The organism is Janthinobacterium sp. GMG1, from assembly GCF_034427795.1.
Taxonomy (GTDB): domain Bacteria; phylum Pseudomonadota; class Gammaproteobacteria; order Burkholderiales; family Burkholderiaceae_D; genus Janthinobacterium.
This window is the reverse complement of record NZ_JAXQNT010000005.1, coordinates 284,492-307,553: the sequence shown is the minus strand read 5'-3', so window position 1 is coordinate 307,553 and position 23,062 is coordinate 284,492. Positions and strand designations below refer to the sequence as shown.

9 protein-coding genes are annotated in these 23,062 nt (G+C 67.9%); 4 read left to right on the top strand and 5 right to left on the bottom strand.

Going from position 1 to position 23,062, the window contains the following annotated elements; translation table 11 throughout:
• Positions 1 to 54: 54 nt before the first annotated feature.
• The 4 genes from SJI03_RS16085 to SJI03_RS16070 all read left to right on the top strand — a co-directional run bounded on the left by SJI03_RS16085 (position 55) and on the right by SJI03_RS16070 (position 6,643).
• Positions 55 to 627, top strand: coding sequence for a prepilin-type N-terminal cleavage/methylation domain-containing protein (locus tag SJI03_RS16085; RefSeq protein WP_077405876.1), 573 nt, complete (start codon positions 55 to 57; stop codon positions 625 to 627).
• 27 nt (positions 628 to 654) lie between these two features.
• Positions 655 to 1,017, top strand: coding sequence for a NirD/YgiW/YdeI family stress tolerance protein (locus tag SJI03_RS16080; RefSeq protein WP_322427860.1), 363 nt, complete (start codon positions 655 to 657; stop codon positions 1,015 to 1,017).
• 233 nt (positions 1,018 to 1,250) lie between these two features.
• On the top strand, positions 1,251 to 5,723 hold the full coding sequence (locus SJI03_RS16075) for a PAS domain-containing protein (RefSeq protein ID WP_322427859.1): 4,473 nt from the start codon (positions 1,251 to 1,253) through the stop codon (positions 5,721 to 5,723).
• Entirely contained in the window at positions 5,720 to 6,643 is a 924-nt protein-coding gene (locus SJI03_RS16070) for a diguanylate cyclase domain-containing protein (RefSeq protein ID WP_322427858.1), read from the top strand. Before SJI03_RS16075 ends, SJI03_RS16070 begins: the two co-directional genes overlap by 4 nt.
• Positions 6,644 to 6,785: 142 nt before the next feature.
• On the opposite strand, the gene SJI03_RS16065 is transcribed toward SJI03_RS16070, so the two are convergent.
• The 5 genes from SJI03_RS16065 to SJI03_RS16045 all read right to left on the bottom strand — a co-directional run bounded on the left by SJI03_RS16065 (position 6,786) and on the right by SJI03_RS16045 (position 23,062).
• Complete coding sequence (locus SJI03_RS16065) at positions 6,786 to 7,607, bottom strand: hypothetical protein (protein ID WP_322427857.1); 822 nt, start codon at positions 7,605 to 7,607, stop codon at positions 6,786 to 6,788.
• A 231-nt stretch (positions 7,608 to 7,838) separates the two neighbouring features.
• Positions 7,839 to 8,150: a DUF3325 domain-containing protein gene (locus SJI03_RS16060; RefSeq protein ID WP_099377546.1), complete on the bottom strand. Its 312-nt coding sequence runs from the start codon at positions 8,148 to 8,150 to the stop codon at positions 7,839 to 7,841.
• Positions 8,143 to 9,705, bottom strand: coding sequence for a PepSY-associated TM helix domain-containing protein (locus tag SJI03_RS16055; RefSeq protein WP_322427856.1), 1,563 nt, complete (start codon positions 9,703 to 9,705; stop codon positions 8,143 to 8,145). The genes SJI03_RS16060 and SJI03_RS16055 overlap by 8 nt, the downstream gene beginning before the upstream one ends.
• A 5-nt stretch (positions 9,706 to 9,710) precedes the next feature.
• Positions 9,711 to 9,983: an iron uptake protein gene (locus tag SJI03_RS16050; protein ID WP_099377548.1), complete on the bottom strand. Its 273-nt coding sequence runs from the start codon at positions 9,981 to 9,983 to the stop codon at positions 9,711 to 9,713.
• Positions 9,980 to 23,062 (bottom strand): non-ribosomal peptide synthase/polyketide synthase, encoded by a 13,083-nt coding sequence (locus tag SJI03_RS16045; RefSeq protein WP_322427855.1) that lies wholly within the window; start codon positions 23,060 to 23,062, stop codon positions 9,980 to 9,982. Before SJI03_RS16045 ends, SJI03_RS16050 begins: the two co-directional genes overlap by 4 nt.

Here is a 23,062-nt window from a genome sequence, read left to right as displayed (position 1 = left end):
CAATTGCAGTAAACTGCCATCCCAAGCTGTAGCACTTTTTTTCAAGGAAATCCCATGCCCCCACGCCGCCAGCACGGCTTTACGCTCGTAGAAATCGCCATCGTCCTGGTCATCATCGGCTTGCTGCTCGGCGGCGTGCTGAAGGGACAAGGCTTGATCGACAGCGCCAAGGTGAAAAACATCATCCAGCAGTCGAATGCGCTGACGGCCGCCGTCAACGCCTATCAGGACAAGTTCCGCGCCCTGCCCGGCGACGATCTCCAGGGCACGGTGCACGTGCCCAATTCGGCCGGCAACGGCAATGGCGACGGCCAGATCGGCGATGGCCAGCCGCGCGAATTCACGCTGGCGCCGCAGCACCTGGCGCTGGGCGGCTTCATCACCGGCTCGTTCAACGGCACCTCGCAATTCATGACCAGCGCCCAGGGCGGCGCCGTCTACCTGTACAACGACGAAGTGGGCGGGCGCGCCGGCAACGGCATCCGTTTCGACAACTTGCCCGAAAGCTACGCGGAACAGATAGACAGCAAACTCGACGATGGCGTGGCCAGCACGGGCAGTGTCCGGGCGAACATGCCCTATGGCAATGCCGGTGCTATCATTCCCCGCACCGCCGTCTTTTTCTGAGCCGCCAGTCACTATCAAAGGAATACCATGCCACTGCACCGCACACTCATCGTCTCCCTGGCCGCCTGCGTCTTGCTGGCCGGCAGCGCGCACGCCCAATACGTGGGCCCGACGGCCGGCCCGGCCGCGCCCAGCAGCGTCGCCGCCATCCTGAAAAATCCCGTCGACGACCAGGCCGTCGTGCTGCGCGGCCATTTGCTGCGTAAAGTCGGCAACGAGAAATACACGTTCTCCGATGGCACGGCGGAAATCCGCGTGGATATCGACGACAAGGTCTTCATGAACCGCAAGATCGACGCCAAAACCCGGGTGGAAATCCGCGGCGAAGTGGAGAAGGATTTCATGGAAAGCCCGGAAATCGATGTCGACGTGCTGACCGTGGTGCCGTAATCCGCCGTGCCATCCCGCCGCCACGGCGGGATGGGTATCACCCCTCTTCTGTATGCCTTGCGCAACCTTTTTTCCACTCCAGAAACTAGGCTTGTCAGAACAATCAATTTCGTCTAGCATCTTTTCATTCAAGGTCAGCCAGCGCCAGCGTGAGCCTGCCTGTCGACTCATCCATTCTGGGAGCTTTCCGGGTGCAAGATTTGCCTTCGATACGCTCAAGAATTTCATGGCTGGTGCTCGCCTGGGTCATTCCGACGGCGCTCGTGTTTCTCCTGCTCGTGGCGCAAAGTTATACGCGCGAGCGCGACCATGTCGTCAGCGAAACGGCGCAGGCGGCGCGGGCGGTGGCCGCCGCCGTCGAACGCGACCTGAGCGGCGCTCAGATGGCCGCGCGCATCCTGGCCGATTCGCCCGCCCTGCAAGCCGACGACATCGGCGCCCTGCGGGCCCTGGCCGCCAGCCTGCTGCAGCCGGGCCTGGCCGTCAGCGCCTTCATCGTCTCCGACGCCAAGGGCCGCCAGCTGATCAATACAACCCTGCCCGCCAGCCAGGCGCCGCCGCCCCTCCCGCAAAAATGGGCCGCCAGCATGGAGCGTGCGCGCGACTACGGCAAGCCGCGGCTGACCAGCCTGGCCAAGGCGCCCGACAGCCTGCCGCAGCTGGCCCTGAATCTGCCCTTGCCGCGCACGCAGGGAACCGCCTACGTGCTGACGGTCCTGTATCCGCCCGACTACCTGTCCGTGCTGCTGCGCGAGCTGCACCTGCCAGCCTACCTGGGCGCGGCCATCATCAATGCCGATGGCATCAACGTGGCGCGCACCCTGGCGCCGCAGCGCTATGTAGGCCAGCGCAGCGCGGCGCCCCTGCTGGAACAGATACGCCAGGCGCGCGAAGGCGTGCTGCGCCACGCCACCCTGGAAGGCATCGACGTGTATACGGGCTTTCGCCGCGCCCCGGACGCCGCCTGGACGGTGGCCGTCACCATGCGCACCAGCACGGTGGCCGAAGCACTGCTGCGCTCGGTAGTCACGGGATCCCTCATCCTGGCGCTGCTGCTGGCCGCCGGCTTTGCCCTGGCCTGGCGCGTGGGCGGACGCCTGGCCAGCACCCTGCAGGAACTGACGCAGCAGATTCATGCGCTGGCGCAAGGCAAACCCTTGCTCTCGAATAAGCATGCTGACCGCGAATCAGCCGAGATGGCCGGTGCCCTGGGCGCGCTGGAACGCGACCTGCGGCGCCACCGCACGCAGCTTGAAAGCCTGGTGGCCGAACGCACGCTGGCCCTGGAAAAATCCACGCGCCTGCTGGAAACCGTGTACGCGACGGCGCCGATCGGCATGCTGTTCGTGGACCTGGACTTGCGCATCGTCATGATCAACCACTACCTGGCCACCATCAACGGGGCCAGCGTGGCGCAGCACCTGGGCCGTCCCGTGGGCGCCATGCTGTTCGACGACGCCGTGCGGGCCGAGGTGGAACGCTGCGTGCGCCAGGTGCTCGGGACGGGACAGCCCATCGTCGACATCGAATTGCAAGGCCATAGCGGCCAGCAGCGCGAGCAACTGAGTCACTGGATCGTCTCCTACCACCCGATTTTTGGCCCGGAACAGCAGTTGCTGGGCGTATCGGGCTTGTGGCTGGACATTAGCGAGCGCAAGCGCAGCGAAGCGGAATTTCGCCGTTCGAAACACCTGTTTGGCACCATCATCGAAAACATCCCGGCCATGGTCTTCGTCAAGCGCGCCGACAAGCTGAGCTTTGAAATGGTCAACCGCCACGCGGAACTGACCCTGGGACGCTCGCGCGAGCAATTGCTGGGCAAGACGGACCACGATTTCTTCCCGCCGCAGCAGGCGTCCGCCTTCGTCAGCGCCGACCGCAAGCTGCTGGCCACGGGGCAGATGGTGGAAATCGAGCAGGAAGCGATCAATACGGCGGACGGCACCACGCGCCACTTCACCACGCGCAAGGTGGTCTTGCGCGACGATGCGGGACGCGCCAGCCATGTGCTGGGGGTCTCGATCGACATCACGGAACGCAAGCGCGCCACCGAGGTGCTGCACGCCACCACCTGGCGCCTGGAACAGAACGAGCGTTTCATCCGCACCGTCACCGACAACCTGCCCGGCATGGTGTCGTACTGGGGCGCCGATTTGCGTTGCCGATTTGCAAATAAATTCTATAACGAATGGTTTGGCCGCAGCAGCGCCGAACTGGCCGGCATCCACATGAGCGAATTGCTGGGACAGGAACTGTTCGACGTGTATGCGCCCCACGTCGAGGGGGTGCTGGCAGGCCGGCCGCAAAGCTTCGAGCGCGACCTGCTCGATCCCGGCGGCCAGGTGTGCCACACGTGGACCAACTACATCCCCGATTTCGACGACAGCGGCGGCGTGCGCGGCTTCTTCGTGCTGGCCTCGGACGTTTCCGAACTCAAGCGCACGGAATTGCGCCTGCATGAACTCAACGAGCAGATGGTGCGCGCGCGCGACAAGGCCGAGGCGGCCAGCGTCGCGAAAAGCGAATTCGTCGCCAACATGAGCCATGAAATCCGCACGCCGATGAACGCCATCATCGGCCTGGCGCGCCTGCTGGAAGAGTCGCCGCTGGAACGGCGCGAGCGCAGCTATGTCGGCAAGATCCAGATGGCAACGCAGTCGCTGCTCAATATCGTCAACGACGTGCTCGATTTTTCCAAGATCGAGGCGGGGCAGATGGTGCTGGAACAGCGCCGCTTCCAGCTCGAACGCATGCTGGACAGCGTGGGTGTGTTGCTGGCCAGCAGCGCCTGGGCGCGCGGCGTGGAGCCCGTGTTCGTGCTCGCCCCCGGCGTGCCGGACGAACTGGTCGGAGACGCCCTGCGCGTGGAACAGATCCTCATCAACCTGGTGGGCAACGCCGTCAAATTCACCTCGCATGGCGAAGTGGTGCTGTCCATCGACAAGGTGGCCGAAGATGCGGCCAGCGCCACCCTCGAGTTTTCCGTGCGCGACACGGGCATCGGCATCGGCGCGGCCGAGCAGGAACGCATCTTCGACGCGTTTTCCCAGGGCGACAGCGGCACCAGCCGCAAATATGGCGGCACGGGACTGGGGCTGGCCATCTGCCGGCGCATGGTGGAATTGATGGGCGGCACCCTCAGCGTGAAAAGCGCGCTGGGCCAGGGCTCCGACTTCCGCTTCAGCTGCCGCTTCGAGAAGGTGGCGCCGCCGCCCGAGCCGTCCGCCAAGGGCGCGCCCAGGGTGCTGTCACTGCTGATCATCGACGACAACGCCAGCGTGCGCGCCATGCTGGAAGACTGGTGCGCGGCGCAGGGCTGGCACAGCCGCAGCGCCGACAGCGGAGCGGCCGGCCTGGCCCTGCTGCGCGCCCAGGCCAGCGGCGGGCCGGCGGCCGATCTTGTGCTGCTCGACGCGGCCATGCCGGGCATGGATGGCATTTCCATGCTCACCGAGGCGCGCGCCGACGCGCTCCTGGCGCTGCCGCCCGTGATCATGCTGGTGGCCGACCAGGACAGCGAAAACCTCGAACGCCTGGCCGACAGCCTGATGCTGGCCGGCATCGTTTCGAAACCGGCCACCCCGGCACGCCTGCTGGCAGCCGTGACGGCCGTGCGCGAAGGCCGCAGCAGTCCGTCCGCGCTGCCCGTGTCCACGCCCTTGTCGGGTTTGCTCACCGGCATGCGCGTGCTGCTGGTGGAAGACAATGAAATCAACCAGGAAGTGGCGCAGTACATCCTGCTGCACTCGGGCGCGCGCGTGACCGTGGCCGCCAACGGCCGGCTGGCCGTCGACTTGCTCACCGGCACGCCACACGCCTGGGACGTGGTGCTGATGGATTTGCAGATGCCCGTCATGAACGGCTACGACGCCACCCTGGCCATCCGCGCCCTGGGCTTGCCGAACTTGCCCATCATCGCCATGACGGCCAATGCCATGGATGAAGACCGCCTGCGCGCCATCGCCAGCGGCATGAATGCGCACGTGGCCAAGCCCATCGACGTCGACGAGATGATCCAGACCCTGACCCGGCTGGTGCGCGCCCCCCTGGCCAGCGGCGACGGCGCCGTCGAGGCAGCCGATGCCGTCACGCAGACGCTGGACTTGCCGGTCACGGTGCCCGGCATCGACCTGGCGGCGGCCCTGCACCGCTTCGGCGGCGACTACGGCGCCTTCCTGGCCCTGCTCAAGCGCTTTGAGAATTCGCAAGGCGACGCCGTCGAGGAAACACGGCGCCTGCTGGCCGCCGGCCAGGCGCAGCAGGCGGCGCAGTTGCTGCACCGCGTGTGCGGCGTGGCAGCCAACTTGGGCGCCACGCATATCGCCAGTCTGGCCGCCGAGACGGAGAAAACGCTGAAAACGGGGCAATCGCACGGCACGACCGCCTTGCTGGGCCGCCTGGAACACGCGATGGCCGAAGTCATCGAAGCGGCCCGCACCCTACCCTCGCCCCTGCGGCGCAACCAGCCGGCAGCGGCCGCGCCCGGCAGCGTGCCGCTCGACCTGCACGCCGGCCTGGCCGAGCTGCTCGTCATGATCCGCAACAACAACCTGAAAGCGCTGGCGCAATTTCACGCCCTGCACCCCGCCATACAACAGTCAGACCGGGAAGCGGCCCTGGCGATGGCACATGCGATTGAAACGCTGAATTTTGCCGAGGCGGAAAAACTCGTGCTCGATCAGCTGAAACGAGAGGAAAACAAGTGAGCTGGACCAACCTTGCCATGAACGGGCGCATCCTCATCGTCGATGACGCCATGGAAAACATCCAGATCCTGCACCAGTTGCTGCGAGAGGAACACGACGTGCTGTTCGCCCTGAGCGGTGACAAGGCGCTGGAAATTGCGCATAATCAACTGCCGGACCTGATCCTGCTCGACGCCGTCATGCCCGGCATGGATGGCTATGCCGTCTGCAGCGCGCTGCGCGAATCGGCCATCCTCAGCGCCATTCCCGTCATCTTCGTCACGGCCCTGAACCAGCCCGAAGACGAGACGCGGGCGCTGGAAGCGGGCGCCGTCGATTTCATCACCAAACCGTTCAACGCGGCCGTCGTGCGCGCCCGCGTGCGCAGCCAGCTGACCATCAAGCGGCAGGCCGACGCCATGCGCGAACTGTCGCTGACGGATTCGCTGACGGGCGTGGCCAACCGGCGCAGCTTCAATGACACGATGGACAGCGAATGGCGGCGCTGCGCGCGCGACGGAGTGCCGATGGCCATCATCATGGCCGATATCGACCACTTCAAGGATTACAACGATACGTATGGCCACCAGGCGGGCGACCTGTGCCTGCAGCAGGTGAGCGCCGCCCTGCGCCGCTGCGCCGTGCGCCCGCCCGACCTGCTGGCGCGCTACGGCGGCGAAGAATTCATCATCCTGCTGCCGCAGGAAACGCGCGACGGCGCCGAAGTGGTGGCCCAGCGCATTCTCGACGAAGTGCGCGCGCTGCACATTCCCCACGCCCGATCGGGCGTCGGCCCGCACGTCACCGTCAGCCTGGGCATGGCCAGCTTCATGCCCACGGAAGGCATGGACCCCAGCGCCCTGATCCGCGCCGCCGACGCCCTGCTGTACCGCGCCAAGCATACGGGGCGGGACAGGTATTGCGCGTCGGAGGGGGAATAGACGGCTAGCCTGTCGCTGGCGACAAGACAGACAAGACACGTCCCATCCCAGCTCGCATCAGCATCAAGCGACTGTGCGATGCATCGGAGATGCGGCATGGATCAGGCTGGAAGGATCGTCCACCGACAAGGAAATAATAGCGTTATCGAACCGTCGACAGATCTTTAGACCACTGCTCAAAGTCTACGGTGGGCACACAATCGAGGGTTGGAAATTCAGCGGGAACCTTCAGTGCCTGGAGAAATTCCGCACTCATCTTGCCGAACAATACCGGCGCTGGCAACTTCGGCGCAACCAGCACCTTTCGTTGCTCCGGTCCGATGAACAGCACGGAAAATTTATCGGGATCGATCCCCTGGCAGTGGAACTTCGACACGAAATCCGCAGCATGGGCGGTGCGGTACAGTTTCTGTTGCCGCCCCTGCTCATCCAAATGGAAATGGATGAATAGCGCGCATAAAATACAGTTCATCATAATCGAAAGCACGAGAATGACACCGGCGGCGCGCTCATTTTCAGGCATCTCATCTGGAAAGTATGTTCCCTTCGCGATGAGAATCAGCACCACAAACGAGATACACGCCACGACGATAAAAGGCCATTCCATCCAGATAAAAAACCGCATGACGTTTGCTGCAGCCAGCGTCATCGGCAACCCTGACGGGTCGATGTGGAAAACCTTGTTGACATCATCCAGGGCGGCGACCCTGGCAAAATACGCCAATATGGCAAGCCCTACCGTCCACCAAAGCGCGGAGGATTTAAATTCCTGCAAGCCTCGTGGAAGCATCTTTTCAATCGCTGCCGCCAATGTAAACAAACCGATCAGGATCGCGACTGCTTGCACCCAAAGATACGTGTTCGCTTCAATTTTCCCGCTATCTAAAAGGCCAGCCCCGAAAAATAGCAGTAAAAGTGAAAAAAAGCCAAAACCGGCGAGGACATATCTGTGTGTTTGTGTCATCTTCAAATCTTCTATAGGATGCAGCCGGGATAGCTGGAGTGTGTATTTCGCAACCATTTGGGGCTCTGAACACCCCCGGCGGCGCAGAACAATCACCGCCAAGTGGTCATTATTACTTCAGCATTATTGCATGCACGGCAATTAAAAAATCCATAGCGCAATATTTCGCCGGCGCAAGCCACGAAAAAACTCCCCCGGACTCAATAACATGCTGCTTGGCACGCTGCTGCGCTAGCGCAGCAACCAAGCGGCCCAGCGCAGCCGCAGCGGCGCCCAGCTCAAGGTCAGCGCCACCGTCAAGGCACCGAAAAACAGCAGCATGCACCAGCTGATGCTGCCGAAACCGGCGCCCTCGCGCGCCACGGCCACGCCGTACAGCAGGGCTAGGCCCGCGTAGCCGCCCAGGCGGCCCCGGCTGGCGGCATGGACGGGCATGCTGGCCGCGCTGACCGTGTGCCAGTGCCGCTCCTGCGACAGCGCCAGCAGGGCGAAACAGGCGTGGCTGCCGGCAAACAGCAGCAACCAGACAAGCAATTCAGGCATGCGCGCCCCCTGTTCGCGGGGCTTGCCGCTGATGCTGGCGCAAGCGCAACGCCGCCCATGCCGCCAGCCCTGCCGTCAACCACAGGGCCAGGTCGAACACGGCCACGGCAGGCTGGCCGCGCAGCACGGCATGCCAGGGAAAGTCGCCCGTGCTTAACCAGTTGAGCGGCGGCGCGGCAAGGGCCAGCATGGCGATGCACCAGGCTTGCGGCAGCCATGGCGCATCGGGCCGCCGGCGCCAGAACAGGGCAACGCCGGCCCAGATGCCGCTGCCGGCCCAGGCCAGCAGGAACAGCAGCACTTCGAGCAGCGCCTTGTCCGGCAACCCGGCCGGCAGCAAGCGGTTCGCCACCAGCATGGCCAGGGTCGCGATCAGCAGGCCCGTCGTGCTGAAGCAGGCCACGGCCAGCACCAGCCGCGCGCCGCGCTGACCCGCCTTGGCATGGCGCGCCGCGCGCTTGCCGCTCCAGAGTATCAATCCCGAGGCCAGCATGACGCAACCGGCCAGCCCGGCCGCGCAATACAGCCAGCGCAAGGGCCAGTGCTCGAACAGGGCAAAGTGCATGCCCGACAGATAGCGCTGCAGCGCCGCGGCCGGCTTGAGCGGCACATATTTCAGCACCTGCCCGCTGGCGCCATCGAAATAAATCGTTTGCTCGTCCAGGCTGACCCGGTCGGCCGTGGCGCGGCTCACTTCCACATAACTGTTGCGGTTGCCCGGATGGCGCACGCGCACATAGCTGGGCTCGCCCTGCCCCCAGGCCCGGCGCGCCGTGTCGAGCATGGCGTCGATGGGGGCCATGGCCACGATGCCGGGTTCTGGCGATCGTTCTCGCTGGTACAGCGACAAGGCTTCGTTGAGGAAGCCTTGCCGGTCGCCCGGATACAGCGCGTGCATGCCTGCCGGAAAGTAAATCGAAAACAGGATCACCAGCCCCGACAGCACGATCATGAAATGGAAGGGCAAGGCCAGCACGCCGCTGACGTTATGCAGGTCCAGCGCGCTGCGCTGCAAGGCCTTGCGCGGGCGGAAGACGAAAAAATCCTTGAAAATGCGCGCGTGGATGATCACGCCCGACACCAGCGCCGCCAGCATCGCCATGCTGGCCAGGCCCACGACCCAGTAGCCGATGCCGGCAAACGACAGGTGCAGCCGGTAATGCATGGGAAAGAAGAAGGACGTGGCGCCGTAGGAACCGGCCTCGGGCAGCAAGGCGGCGCTGCGCGGATCGATCTGGCGCGACAGCTCCTCGCCATCGAGCGCCTCGATCTGCAGCCGCGCCACGGGACTGCGCGGCCCCTGCAGGAAGACAGACCATTCCGCCAGCGCCTTGCCGTGCGCCAGCGCCGCTACGGCCGGCAAGACTTGCCGCTCCACCGACACGGGGCCGGGCGCGGCGGCGATGCGCGTGTCCGGCATCATCCAGCGGTCGATCTCGCGGTCGAACACGGACAGGCTGCCCATCCAGAACACGACGATCAGCACGCTGGCCATCACCACCCCGGTCCAGGTATGCACGAGCAGCATCGATTGCCGCAATTCACGTAAGGCCATGCGGCTCAACTCCATTCGAAAAAATAGGCGGCGCCGCAGTACAGCAGCCAGACACCGATCAGCAACAGCGCCACCGGCCACAATCGGCGCGCGACAAAAGCCCACAGGGCGGCACCCAGGTAGGCGAGAAAGGCCGCCATCGAGGCGATCAGCACGGCCTCGCTGCGCAGCACGCCCAGGCGGAACAGCAGCACCGCGCCGGCGCCGGCGACACTCCAGGCGAACAGATACGCGCCCGCCACGCCCAGCGCGACGCGCGCCACGGCATGCCGGCTCATGCCGGATCCCCGGGCAAGCTGGCGCGCAAGCCTTGCCACAGCACCGGCGCGTGGATGATGTCGAGGTGGCCTGTACCGGCCACCTCTTCCTCGCCCAGCACCTGAGCGAAATGCGCCCGGCTGTCGAACAACGCCACGCCGGCGGCGCGCGTGTGTTCCGCGATCCACACGCGGGCACTGACGGCGGCCCGCTGCGGACGGTGACGGCGCAGCATCAGCGCATGGCTGGCGATGCTCCAGGCCAGGTATTCCTTGCAATGCACGGCGTCACCGTCGAGCGGCAGCGCGCCGATGTCGCGCCCTTGCAGGTGCACGAACCACGCCCACTCGTCCTCGCTCATGCGCTCAAACAGCTGTTCCCAGCGTTCGCGCATGCCGGAACGGGGCAGCCACTGCTCGCGCAGCGCCCGTTCCCGCTGCGGATCCAGCGCCGGCGCCACGCCGCCAGCAACATCGAACTGGCCCAGCACGGGATCGATCATGCCCACCAGGCGCACGGCCACGTGGCCCTGCAACTGGCGCGCCGTCTCCTGCGCCAGCACGGCGCCCAGCGACCAGCCGGCCAGCGAGCACTCGCCGCCCGGACTGTTGGCCACGATGATGTCCGCATAGCGGGCAGCCAGCTCCGCCACGCTGATGTCGGCCCAGCGCTCGCTCCCCAGCGCATGGCTGACAAAGCCGTGCACGGGCTGGCGCGGTCCCAGCGCCTGCGCCAGTGCCTGGAACTCGAAGGCGTTCACCAGCAGGCCGGGACAGCAGAACAGCGGCGGCAAGTCACCTGTCGCGCGCAGGCTGTGCCAGCTTTCGCCCACCCGCGCACCGGCCGCGCTGGCGCCAAAGCGGGCGGCAAAGGCGGCCAGGGTGGGACTGCCGAACAGGTCGGCCAGCGACAGCGCATGCGCATCCTGCGTGTACAGGCTGCGCAGCATCTGGTTGACCTGCGTGACGCAGCGCACGGCCAGCAGCGAATGCCCGCCCAGCGCAAAGAAATTATCCTCGCGCCCCACGCGCTGCACACCCAGCAAGCTGCTCCAGATGGCCGCCAGCGCCTGTTCCAGCTCGCCCTGCGGCGGCGCGTACGCCGCGCTTTCCAGCACCGGCACCGGCAGCGCGCTGCGCTCCACCTTGCCCGCCGGGCTCAGTGGCAATCGCGCCAGGGCCACGATGGCCGCCGGCAGCATATAGTCGGGCAGCGCCGCCGCCAGGGCCGCGCGCAAGGCCTTCACCGACGCCTGCGCCGGACTCACATACGCCACCAGGCGCGCGCCGGCGGCGCTGTCCTGCGCCACCACCACCGCTTCGCGCACGCCAGGGTGCGCCAGCAGCTGCGCCTCGATCTCGCCCAGCTCCACCCGAAAACCGCGGATCTTGATCTGCTGGTCGATGCGTCCCAGGTAATCGAGCTGTCCCGCGCGCCAGCGCACCAGGTCTCCCGTGCGGTACAGGCGCGCACCGGGCGCGCCGTGCGGGTCCGGCACGAAGCGTTCGGCCGTCAGCGCAGGACGGCCAAGATAGCCACGCGCCAGCAAGGCGCCGCCGATGCACAGTTCACCGGCCGCGCCGGGCGGCGACAATGCCAGGTCCGCATCCAGCACCAGCAGCGCGCGTCCCGCCAGCGGCAGGCCGATCGGCATCTGCGCCGGCGCCGCGCCATCGAGGTAGGGCGCGCAGTCGAGCGTGGCCGCCGTCACCGCCGCTTCCGTCGGCCCATAGGTATTGAGCAGGCGGATGTGCCGCATGCCCGCCTGGCGCCACGCCTGCAGCGCTTCCGGCGGCATCGCCTCGCCGCCCGCGTGCACTTGGCGCAGCGCGCCGTAGTCGCGCGGGCCTTGCTGGGCAAAATCCTGCGCCAGCAGCGACCAGTAGGCCGTCGTCAAATCGGCCACGCTGATGCGGTAGCGGTGCAGCGCCTGGTAAAACGTCTCGCTGTCCCACAGCTCCGGGCCGCGCAAGACCAGCGCCGCGCCCACGCAGAAGGTGGGCCAGGCCTGTTCGACGAAGCCGTCGAAGTTCAAGGTCGAAAACTGCAGCACGCGGTCCCGTGCCGTCAAGCAAAAGAAGCCGACGGACACTTGCGCATGCCGGCTTAACGCCTGATGCGCGATGCCCACGCCCTTCGGCTTGCCCGTCGAGCCAGAGGTGTAGATCACGTAGGCCAGTTGCTGCGGCAGCGGCGCGTGGCCGGGATCGTGCTCCAGCGCGGACGGCTGTTCCACCAGCTGCACGGGCAGTCCCGCCGGCAGCGCGAGACGTGGCAGCACCGATGCCTGCGTCAGCAGCAGCGCCATGCCGCTGTCGGCGATCATGTAGGCCAGGCGTTCGGCCGGATAGCCGGGATCGAGGGGCACATAGGCGGCGCCCGTCTTGAGGATGGCCAGCAAGCCGGCCAGCATGTCGACCGAGCGCTCGACGGCGATGCCGACGCGCACTTCCGGCCCCGCGCCCCGCGCCAGCAGCGCGTGCGCGAGACGGTTGGCGCGCAGATTCAGCGCGCGGTAAGTGAGCGCCTCGTCCTGGTACAGCAGCGCCAGCGCATCCGGGTGCAGCACGGCCTGCAGCTCGAACTGCGCGTGCACGGGCAAGTCGTTCCACGGTCCGCCCTCATGGCGGCCCTGGCGCAGCACGGCCGCGCCCTGCGGCGCCGACAGCAGCGGCAAGGCGCCGAGCGGCGCGTCGGCGTCGCGCGCCATCGCCTGCATCAGGCTACCCAACTGCTCCAGTATCAGGCGCGCGCTGGCGGCGTCAAAGCTGGCGCGCGCATAATCGGCATGCAAGGTCAGTCCGCTGTCCTGCATCACGGCCAGGGTCCACGGATAATTCGTCTCTTCGCGCTTGCTGGCCATGCTGAAGCGCAGTTCTCCCTCTTCGGCGGCGCGCAAGGCGGCATCGACGGGATAATTTTCGAATACGATGATGCTGTCGAACAGGGCGACGCCGCCCTGCCCCGCCCAGCGCTGCACCTCGTACAGCGGCGTATGCTCGAATTCGCGCGCGGCCAGGTTTTGCGCCTGCAGCTGGCGCAGCCACTCGCCCACCGGTGCGCCCGCATGCGGGGCGGCGATCACGGGCAAGGTATTGATGAACATGCCGAGCAGGCGGTCGGCGCCCGGCAGGTCCGCCGGACGGCCAGCCACGGTGGCGCCAAAGGCCACGCAAGCCTGGCCCGTATAGCGCTGCAACAGCAGCAGCCAGGCGCCCTGCACCAACGTGTTGACGGTGATGCGCGCCTGCCGCGCAAAGGCGGCCAGGCCGGCCATCGCCGCCGGCTCCAGGCGCAGGCTGACGCTGTCCTGGCCCGTACCGCCCGCCGCCGGCAGCGCCAGCGACAAGCGCGTGGGCGCGGCCAGCGGCGCCAGCTGCGCGCGCCAGAACGCTTCTCCGGCGGCGCCATCCTGCCGCTGCAGCCAGGCGATGTAGTCGCGGTAGCGGCCCGGCGCCGGCGCATGCGGCTCGCCGTGGTAGTGGCGCAGTATTTCTCCCATCAACTGCGACGTGCTCCAGCCGTCGAGCAGCAGATGGTGGCTGGTCCAGACCAGGCGCTGCTGCGTATCGCTGCAGCGGATCAGGGTCAGCCGCTGCAGCGGTTCGCGCGCCAGGTCGAAGCCGCGCGCCAGGTCCGCCCGGGCATAGGCGTCAAGTGCGGCGGCGCCAGCGTCCTGGCCGCGCCAGTCGAGCAAGTCCACCTCGCCCGCGCCGGCGCGGCTCACCCATTGCAGCGCTTCTCCGCCATCGTGCACGAAACGGCTGCGCAGAATGTCGTGGCCTGCCGCCACCTCGCGCCAGGCCCTCGCGAAGCGTTGCGCGTCGAGCCCTGCCACGTCCACGCACAGCTGGTTGACATAGGCGCTGCCTTGCGGCGCCTGCAGGCAGTGGAACAACATGCCCGCCTGCATCGGCGAGAGCGGATACAGGTCGGCCAGCTCGTTCAGGGGCAAGTCCAGCGCATCGAGCCTGACCTGGTCCAGCGGCGCCAGCGGGAAGTCCGACGGCGTCACGCCCAGCGCGCCGGCACAGCAATGCGCGACCAGCGCCCGCAGCTCGCGCCCGAAATCATCGGCCAGTGCCCGGATCGCCGCGCCGTCGTGGCGCGCCGTGCTATAGCTGAACGTCATTTTCAGCATGCCGTCGAAGACCTGGCCATTGATCACCAGTTCATGCCCGAGCGGCGCCTCCGGGTCTTGCGCGTCGCCGCTCGCTTCGGCCGCCGGGCGCCAGGCCGCATCGGCCTCGAAACTGCCATCGAACTGGCCCAGGTAATTGAACAACACCTGCGCCGGCGCCAGCGCGGCCAGCGCCTGCCGGTCCGCATCGCAGCCCATGTATTTCAGCAGCCCGTAGCCGATGCCCTTGTCGGGAATGGCCCGCAAGTCCTGCTTGACCCGCTTCAAGGCCGCATCGAGCGTGCCCAGCGGCGCCAGGCGCACGGGATAGGCGCTGGTGAACCAGCCGACAGTACGGCTGATATCGAGGTCCTCGAACAAGTCTTCGCGGCCATGGCCTTCCAGTTCGACGAGGAAGCTGTCCTCGCCCGCATGGCGGCACAGCGCGCGTCCCAGCGCCGTCAGCAGCAAGTCGTTGACCTGGGTGCGGTAGGCGGCCGGCGCCTCCTTCAGCAGACGCCGCGTGGTGTCGCGGTCCAGTTGCAGCACCGCGCCGGCGACCAGGTCACCGCTGCTGGCGCCACGGCTGTCCGCCAGCGGCAGGCGTGACGGCGTGGCCGCCAGCGCCTGCCAGTACGGCAGTTGCGCGCGCACGGCATCGCTGGCCGCATGTTCCTGCAAACGCCGCGCCCAGGCTTGCAGCGGCGCGCTGGGCGCCGCCAGGCGCAAGGGTTGGCCGGCGGCGCCCTGGCGGCACAAGGTATCGAGGTCTTGCAGCAGGATGCGCCACGACACGCCATCGACCGCCAGATGATGCACGACCAGCAGCAGGCGCACGCTGCCGTCCGCCATGGTCATGAGCACGGCGCGCAGCAGCTGTCCCTGGCGCAGGTCCAGGCTGCGCTGGGCCAGCTGGCAATGGCGCTCCACGTCGGCCGCGTCGCACGCGTCGCGGCGCCACAGCAGCGGCGCCTCCGGCGCTTCGCCATACTGCTGCGACCAGCCCTGCGGACCATCATTGAAGCGCAGGCGCAGCGCGGCATGCGTCTGCAGCAGCACGTCCAGCGCCGCCGCGATGACGTCGCCGGCGCCGGACGCCGACGCCTGCAGCAGCACCGACTGGTTGAAATGACCGGGCCGCGCCAGTTGCGCGGCAAACAAGGCGGACTGGATCGGCAATAACGGCACGTCGTCCCCCACCACCTCGGCGCTGCCGCCAGCGCTGGCCGCCACGGCCTGCATCAGCGGCGCCAGCGCGGCGACGCTCTGGCGCTCGAACAGCTGTTTCGGCGTGACGATCCAGCCGGCCTGGCGCAGGCGCGCCACGATCTGCAGGCTCAGGATCGAGTCGCCGCCCAGCTCAAAAAAATTGTCGTCGCGTCCCAGCTGCTCCAGTCCCAGCACGCCGCACCATACCTGGGCCAGCAATTGCTCGGCGGCGCCCTGCGGCGCCACGCTGCCGCCCTGCTGCAGCGCCTGCGGCGCCGGCAGCGCGTTGCGGTCCACCTTGCCGTTCGCATTCAGCGGCAGGCTGTCGAGCACCACGATCACGGACGGCACCATGTAGTCAGGCAGCTGGCGCGCCAGCGCCAGTTTCAACCCTGCCGGCTGCAGGCTGGCGGGCGCCACATAGGCCACCAGGCGCAGGTGGCCATTGCCGCCCGGCTGCGGCTGGGCCACGGCAACGGCCGCCAGCACGCCGGGCTGCGCCAGCAATTGCGCCTCGACTTCGCCCAGCTCGATGCGGAAACCGCGGATCTTGACCTGGTGGTCGATGCGTCCCAGGTATTCCAGCTGGCCGTCGGCCTGCCAGCGCACGAGGTCACCCGTGCGGTACAAGCGTCCACCGGCGCCATCGAAGGGATCGGGAATGAAACGGTCGGCCGTCATGCCCGGACGTCCCAGGTAGCCGCGCGCCAGGCCTTCGCCACCCAGGTACAACTCGCCGGGCATGCCCGGCGGCGCCAGGTTCAAGGCGTCATCGAGCACCCACGCGCTGCGCGCCCCGACGGGACGGCCGATGGGCGCATACGCGCTGCGGCAGCCCGCATCGATGCCAACCTTCCATACCATCGGCGTGACCACCGCCTCGGTGGGACCATAGCCGTTGATCAGGAAGCGCGGCTTCAGGGCGCGGCAGACCTGCTCGAAGGCCGCCTGCGGCATGGCCTCGCCACCAAACGAATACAGCTCCACGGGCGGCGGGTTGCCGCTGTGTTCAGCCCATTCGGCCAGCTGCTTCAGGTAGGCCGGCGGAAAGCCCGCGTTCGTGATGCGTTCGGCGCGCAAGGCCGCATAGGTCTGCTCGGGCGTCCACAGGCTGGCGTCGCGCAGCACCAGCGCGCCGCCGGCGCACAAGGTGGTCAGCCAGCGCTCGTGGGCGCCATCGAAGGCAAACGACAGGAAATGCAGTTCGCGCGACTGCGGCCCCATTTCATACAGATCCGCCGTGACGGCGCAATGCATGGCCAGCGGACCATGCGTCACCGCCACGCCTTTCGGCTGGCCGGTCGAGCCGGAGGTATAAATCAGGTAGGCCAGGTTGTGGCGGTGCGGCGCCGGCCATGGCGCGACATCGCCAGCGTCAACGTCAGCAGCGTCCTGCGCATCGGCCGGCGGCATCAGCAGCAGCGGCACGCCCGCGGGCGCCGTCACGCGGTCCAGCACCTGCTCCTGGGCGATCAGCAGGCAGATGCCGCTGTCGTCCATCATGTAGGCCAGCCGCCCGGCCGGGTAATCTGGGTCCAGCGGCACATACGCAGCGCCGGCCTTCAGCACGGCCAGCAGCGCCACGATCATGTCGATCGAACGCTCCAGCACCACGCCGACGCGCATTTCAGCGCCGACGCCGTGCGCGCGCAAACGCCTTGCCAGCGCGTGGGCGCGCCGCTCCAGCTGCGCATGGCTGATCTGCTGCCCGCCCATCACGACGGCCGGCGCATCGGGGCGCAGCGCCGCATGCCGGGCGATGCGCGCATGAACCGCCACATACGGCACGGCCGGCGCGCCGCTGTGCGCCAGCGCGCGCAAGTCCCGCTGCCCGCGCGCATCGGGCAAGGCCAGGCTGCCCAGCGTTTGCTGCGCGCCGGCGATCATCGCGCGCAGCAGCGCCAGCAGGCAGGCGCCGATCGCGGCCACGCCGGCCGCATCGAACTGCGCGCGGTCGTAGCCGTAATGCAGGGCCAGCGTCTCGTTTTGCATGACGGCCAGGGTCAGCGGATAGCTGGTCTGCTCGCGCCGCTCGATGGCGCTGAACACGAGGCCATCGGGCGCCGCGCCGGTCAAGGCTTCGTCGACAGGATAATTTTCAAACACCACCAGGGTATCGAACAGGCCGCCCGCACCTTGCCCGGCCCAACGCTGGATGTCGACCAGCGGCGTGTGCTCATGTTCGCGCGAGGCCAGGCTTTGCGCCTGCACCTCGGCCAGCCAGCCGGCCACCGTCTGCGCATGACGCGGCGTGGCGATCACGGGCAGCGTATTGATGAACAGTCCCAGCAACTGCTGCGCGCCGGCCAGGTCGCCGGGCCGCCCGGCCACCGTGGCGCCAAAGGCCACCGTGCGCTGACCCGTATGGCGCTGCAGCAGGATCGCCCACGCCGCCTGCACGACGGTGTTGACCGTCACATGGTGGCGCCGCGCGAAGGCGGCCAGCTGCACGCTTTCCTGGCGCTCCAGCGCCGTGCCGACTTCCCCATGCCCGCCCGGCACCGCCTCGCACGGCAACAGCCCGGCCAGGCGCGTGGGCGCCGCCAGCGGCGCGGCCAGCGCGCGCCAGTAGCTTTCGCTGCCGGCCGCGTCCTGCCGCTGCAGCCAGGCGATGTAGTCGCGATAACGCCCGCCGTGCGTGGCCAGCGGCTGGCCAGCGTAATGGCGCAGCAGCTCGCCCATCAGGCGCGAACTGCTCCAGCCATCGAGCAGCAGATGGTGGTTGGTCCAGATGAAATGGTGGCGCGAGGCCGAAATGCGCACCAGGTGCAGGCGCTGCAGCGGCGCCTGTTCCAGCTTGAAGCCTTGCGCCAGGTCGCGCCGCGCCAGCGCGTCGAGGTCGGCCTGGATGTCGTCGTGGCCGCGCCAGTCGAGTTCCTGCAGCGCGGGCCCCCCATCGCGGCTGACCCATTGCAGCGGCGGCACGGCCTGCGGCAAGAAGGCCGTGCGCAGGATGTCGTGGCGCGCGATGACGGCCTGCCACGCGGCCGCGAAGCGCCCGGCGTCCAGGCCATCGATATCCACGCGCAGCTGGTTCAGGTAGGCGCCGTCCTGCGGCGCGTACACGCTGTGGAACAGCATGCCGGCCTGCATCGGCGACAGCGGATACAGGTCGGCCAGGCGCGCCACGGGCAAGTCGAGCGCATCGAGGCTGGCCCGGTCCAGGCGGGCCAGAGGGAAATCGGATGGCGTCACGCCCTGCGCGCCGGAGCAGCAATGCGCCACCAGCGCCACCAGTTCCTGGCGATAGTCGTCCATCAGCGCCGCCAGCGCGCCTTCGTCATGGCGCGCCGCGCTGAAACTGAGCGTGAGTTTCAACACGCCGTCCAGCACTTGCCCGTTGAGCGCCAGTTCATGCCCCAGCGGGGCATCGCTGTCCTGCGTTTCGCCGCCCGACTCGGCAGCCGGCGCCCACAGTCCCTGCGGCGCGAAACTGCCGTCGAACTGGCCCAGGTAATTGAAAATCAGCTGCGGCCGCGGCAAGGCGGCCAGCGCTTCGCGCGCCGCATCGTCGCCCAAATGGCGCAGCAGGCCATAGCCGATGCCCTTGGCCGGCACGTCGCGCAAATCCTGCTTGACGCGCTGGATGGCGGCGCCCGCCTCGCCCAGCGGCGCCAGGCGCACCGGATACATGCTGGTGTACCAGCCCACCGTGCGGCTGGCATCGAGATCGTCGAATAAGTCTTCGCGGCCATGGCCTTCCACCTCGATCAGCACCTGCGCCTGGCCCGTGTAGCGGCACAGAGCGCGGCCCAGCGCCGTCAGCAGCAGGTCGTTGACCTGGGTGCGGTAGGCAGCCGGCGCCTCTTTCAGCAGGCGGCGCGTGGTGTCGCGGTCCAGCGCCAGGCCCAGCTCGCGCGCGTGGCGCGTCGTGTTGGCGCCATCCGGGCGGACGCAGGGCAAGGCGGCCGGCGTGGCCGCCACCGCCAGCCAGTACGGCAGCTCGGCGCGCACGGCCGGCGTGTGCGCGTGCTGGCGCAGACGCAGCGACCATGCCTGCAGGCTGCTGCCGCGCGATGGCAGCGCCACGGGCGCTCCCGCCAGCGCGGCCCGGTAAGCCGCTTCCAGGTCTTCCAGCAGCACGCGCCACGAGATGCCGTCGACGGCCAGGTGGTGCACGGCGAGGAACAGCCGCGTGCTGCCATCGGCCACGTCGATCAGCTGCGCGCGCAGCAGCCGCCCCTGTTCCAGGTCCAGGCTGCGCTGCGCTTCACGGCACACCGCCTCGATGGCGGCGCCGTCCTGCGCCGCGCATTGCCACAGCAGTGTCTCCGGCACGGGGCCGTAGCTCTGGCGCCAGGCGCCCGATTCCTCCCGCCGGAAGCGCAGGCTCAGCGACTGGTGATGAACGGCGAGCGCCTGCAGCGCCGATTCCAGCGCGCCCGCGTCGAGCGCTCCGTTCGCCCGCATCAGCAGCGACTGGTTCCAATGGTGGCGCTGCGGAATGGCGGCGGCAAAGAAATCGAGCTGAATCGGCAGCAGCGGCACCTCGCCCTGCGCAGCGTCCGGCGCTGCCGGCGCGGCCTGCAGCGGCTGCGCCACCAGCGCCAGGGCGGCGATGTTCTGGCGCTCGAACAGCTGCTTCGGCGTCAGCTTCCAGCCCGCCTGGCGCGCCCGCGCGACGATCTGCAGGCTGAGGATGGAGTCGCCGCCCAGTTCAAAGAAGTTATCCTCGCGGCCCACCCGCTCCAGGCCCAGCACCTCGCACCACAGGCACGCCAGCATGTTCTCCACTTCGCCCTCGGCCGGCGCGTGCGCCGCGCCGGCGGCAAATTGCGCGGCCGGCAGCGCCTTGCGGTCAAGCTTGCCGTTGGCATTCAGGGGCAGGCGCGGCAGCGCGACGAACGCCGATGGCAACATATAGTCGGGCACGCGCACGGCCAGCGCCGCGCGCAGCGCCGCCGTGTCCAGCGATGCGGGCGTGACATAGGCCACCAGGCGCAAGCCCTGGCCGGATGCCTGTGCCACCACCACCGCCTCGGTCACGCCGGGCTGCAACAACAGCTGGGACTCGATCTCGCCCAGCTCCACACGCAGGCCGCGTATCTTGATCTGGTGGTCGATGCGGCCCAGGTATTCCAGCGCGCCGTCGGCACGCCAGCGTACCAGGTCACCCGTCCGGTACAGGCGCGCGCCGCCGCCATCGAACGGATCGGGCACGAAGCGCTCGGCGCTCAGGGCGGGACGGTGCAGGTAGCCGCGCGCCAGGCCCACTCCGCCCAGGTACAATTCGCCCGCCACGCCGGCCGGCGCCAGGTTCAGACTATCGTCCAGCACATAGCTGCGCAGATTGGCGATCGGACGCCCGATGGGCACCACGGCATCGCCCGCGCGGCAATGCCACCACGTGACATCGATGGCCGCCTCGGTGGGGCCATACAGGTTATGCAGCTGCGCCTGCGGCAAGGCGGCCAGGGTGCGGTCCTGCAGGTCGGCCGGCAGCGCCTCGCCGCTGCAGATCACCGTGCGCAGGCTGGCGCAGGCGCCCGGTGCCAGGTCGGCGGCAAATGCCTGCAGCATCGATGGCACGAAGTGCACGGTGGTGACCCCATGGCGCTCGATCAGCGCCGCCAGCAGTGCCGGGTCGCGATGGTCGCCCGGCCCGGCCACGGCCAGCCGCGCGCCGTACATCAGCGGCCAGAAAAATTCCCATACCGAGACGTCAAAGCTGAACGGCGTTTTCTGCAGCACCGTGTCGCCCGCGCCCAGCGCATACGCCTGCTGCATCCACACGAGGCGGTTATACAGCGCGCAATGACGGTTGGCGGCACCCTTCGGGCGTCCCGTGGAACCCGAGGTGTAGATCACATAGGCAAGGTTTTCCCCGTGCAGCGCCACGCGCGGGTCGCCATGCACGCCATCCGCATACGCCGCTTCCTCGTCCAGCATCAGCAAGGGCGGCAAGTGCTCGGGCAAAGTGCCGAGCACGGGTGCATGCGTCAGCAGCAGGCTGACCGCGCTATCGTCCAGCATGTAAGCGATGCGTTCGGCCGGGTATTCCGGGTCGAACGGCACATAGGCGCCGCCCGCCTTCATCACGGCCAGCAAGCCCACCACCATCTCGACAGAGCGCAGCAGCGCCAGGCCGACGCGCACTTCCGGTCCCACGCCGAGGGCGATCAGCCGGTGCGCCAGCGCATTGGCGCGCCCGTTCAAGGCGGCATAACTGAGCACTTCTTCGCCAAACAGCAACGCATCGGCCTGCGGCGTGGCCGCCGCCTGGCGCTCGATCAGCAGGTGCACCGCTTCGGGCGATGCGTACGACTGGTCGCAGCGGCTCCAGGCCAGCAGCGCCGCCCGTTCCGCGTCTTCCTGCAGCGGCACATCGCCGAGCGCGCACTGCGGCGTGTCGGCCAGCGCCCGCAGCAGCGCCAGATAGTGGCGCGACAGGCGCGCGATGCTGGCCGGTTCGAACAGCTCCACGGCATAGGCAAAACTGGCCGACAGGTTGCCATCGGCCCGCTCCTGCGTGTCGAGCGTGAGTTCGAATTTGGCCGCCTGGCGTCCCAGTTCGTACGGCGTCGCCGACAGCCCCGCCAGCCGGACCTCGCCGCGCGGCTGCAAATGCTGGTGATTGAACAGTACCTGGAACAAGGGCGGGTGGCTCAGGCTGCGTTCCGGCTGCAAGGCGTCGACCAATACGTCAAACGGCAAGTCCTGGTGCGCCTGCGCGCCCAGCGCCGCGTCGCGTACCTGCAGCAGCAACTGCTCCAGGGTCGTGCGGCCATCGAGGCGCGTATCGATGATCAGGGTATTGACGAAAAAGCCGATCACGCCTTCCGTCTCGACACGGTTGCGGTTGGCCATCGGCACGCCGATGCGCAACGCCTGCTGGCCCGTGTGGCGGTACAGCAGCGCCTTGAAGGCGGCCAGCAGCAGCATGAACACGGTGGCGCCGTGGCGCTGCGCGCTGCGGTGCAGCTGCGCGCCCAGTTCTGGCGGCAGCGCGAAATCGAAGCGCGCGGCATGGTAGTCAGGCTGCGCCTGGCGGGCATGGTCGGCCGGCGGCTGCAGCACCGGGTGTTCATCGCCCAGGCGCGCCGTCCAGTAGGCCAGCTGCACATCGCGCTCGCCCGCATCGAGCCAGTGGCGCTGCCAGGCGGCATGGTCGGCATACTGGATCGGCAACGGCGCCAGCACCGCAGCACCGCCATCCTGCGCCGCCTGGTACAGCGCACCGAATTCCTCGATCAGCAGCTGGATAGACCAGCCGTCCGAAACGATGTGGTGCATGACCACCAGCAGCACGTGCTCTTCGTCGGCCAGCCGCACCAGCATCGGGCGCAGCAGGGGCGCGCTTGCCAGGTCGAACGGGGCCTGGTTGAAATCGTCGGCGATGCGCGCCAGCCGCGTCTCGCCATCGTCGATGCCGCGCAAGTCCGCATGCGCAAGCCGCAGCGCCATCGGCGGCGCGATGCACTGTTCGGCCAGGCCATCCGCGTCGGCCTCGAAATACGTGCGCAGCGATTCATGGCGAGCGATCAGCGCGTCGAAGGCTTCCTGCACGGCATCGGCCCGCAGGCGTCCGCGCAGGCGCAGGCCGCCCGCGATATGGTAGGCGCTGCTGGCGGGATCGAGCTGCCACAGGAACCACTGGCGCTGCTGGGCAAAAGACAGGGGCGCGCGCGTCAGCGCCTGGCGGCGCGGTGGAATGGGCAGCTGCGCCTGCGTGATGCCCTGCTCGGTCATCTTTTTGTGAAAGGCGCGCCGCTGTTCCGGCGTCAGGGCGCTGAAACGTTCGGCCAACTGCAGTGCGATATCGGTTTGCAT

Coding starts and splice junctions, on each gene's coding strand:
- SJI03_RS16045 (WP_322427855.1), bottom strand. CDS start 23,062: ATGCAAACCGATATCGCACTGCAGTTGGCCGAACGTTTCAGCGCCCTG.
- SJI03_RS16055 (WP_322427856.1), bottom strand. CDS start 9,705: ATGGCCTTACGTGAATTGCGGCAATCGATGCTGCTCGTGCATACCTGG.
- SJI03_RS16085 (WP_077405876.1), top strand. CDS start 55: ATGCCCCCACGCCGCCAGCACGGCTTTACGCTCGTAGAAATCGCCATC.
- SJI03_RS16065 (WP_322427857.1), bottom strand. CDS start 7,607: ATGACACAAACACACAGATATGTCCTCGCCGGTTTTGGCTTTTTTTCA.
- SJI03_RS16050 (WP_099377548.1), bottom strand. CDS start 9,983: ATGAGCCGGCATGCCGTGGCGCGCGTCGCGCTGGGCGTGGCGGGCGCG.
- SJI03_RS16060 (WP_099377546.1), bottom strand. CDS start 8,150: ATGCCTGAATTGCTTGTCTGGTTGCTGCTGTTTGCCGGCAGCCACGCC.
- SJI03_RS16080 (WP_322427860.1), top strand. CDS start 655: ATGCCACTGCACCGCACACTCATCGTCTCCCTGGCCGCCTGCGTCTTG.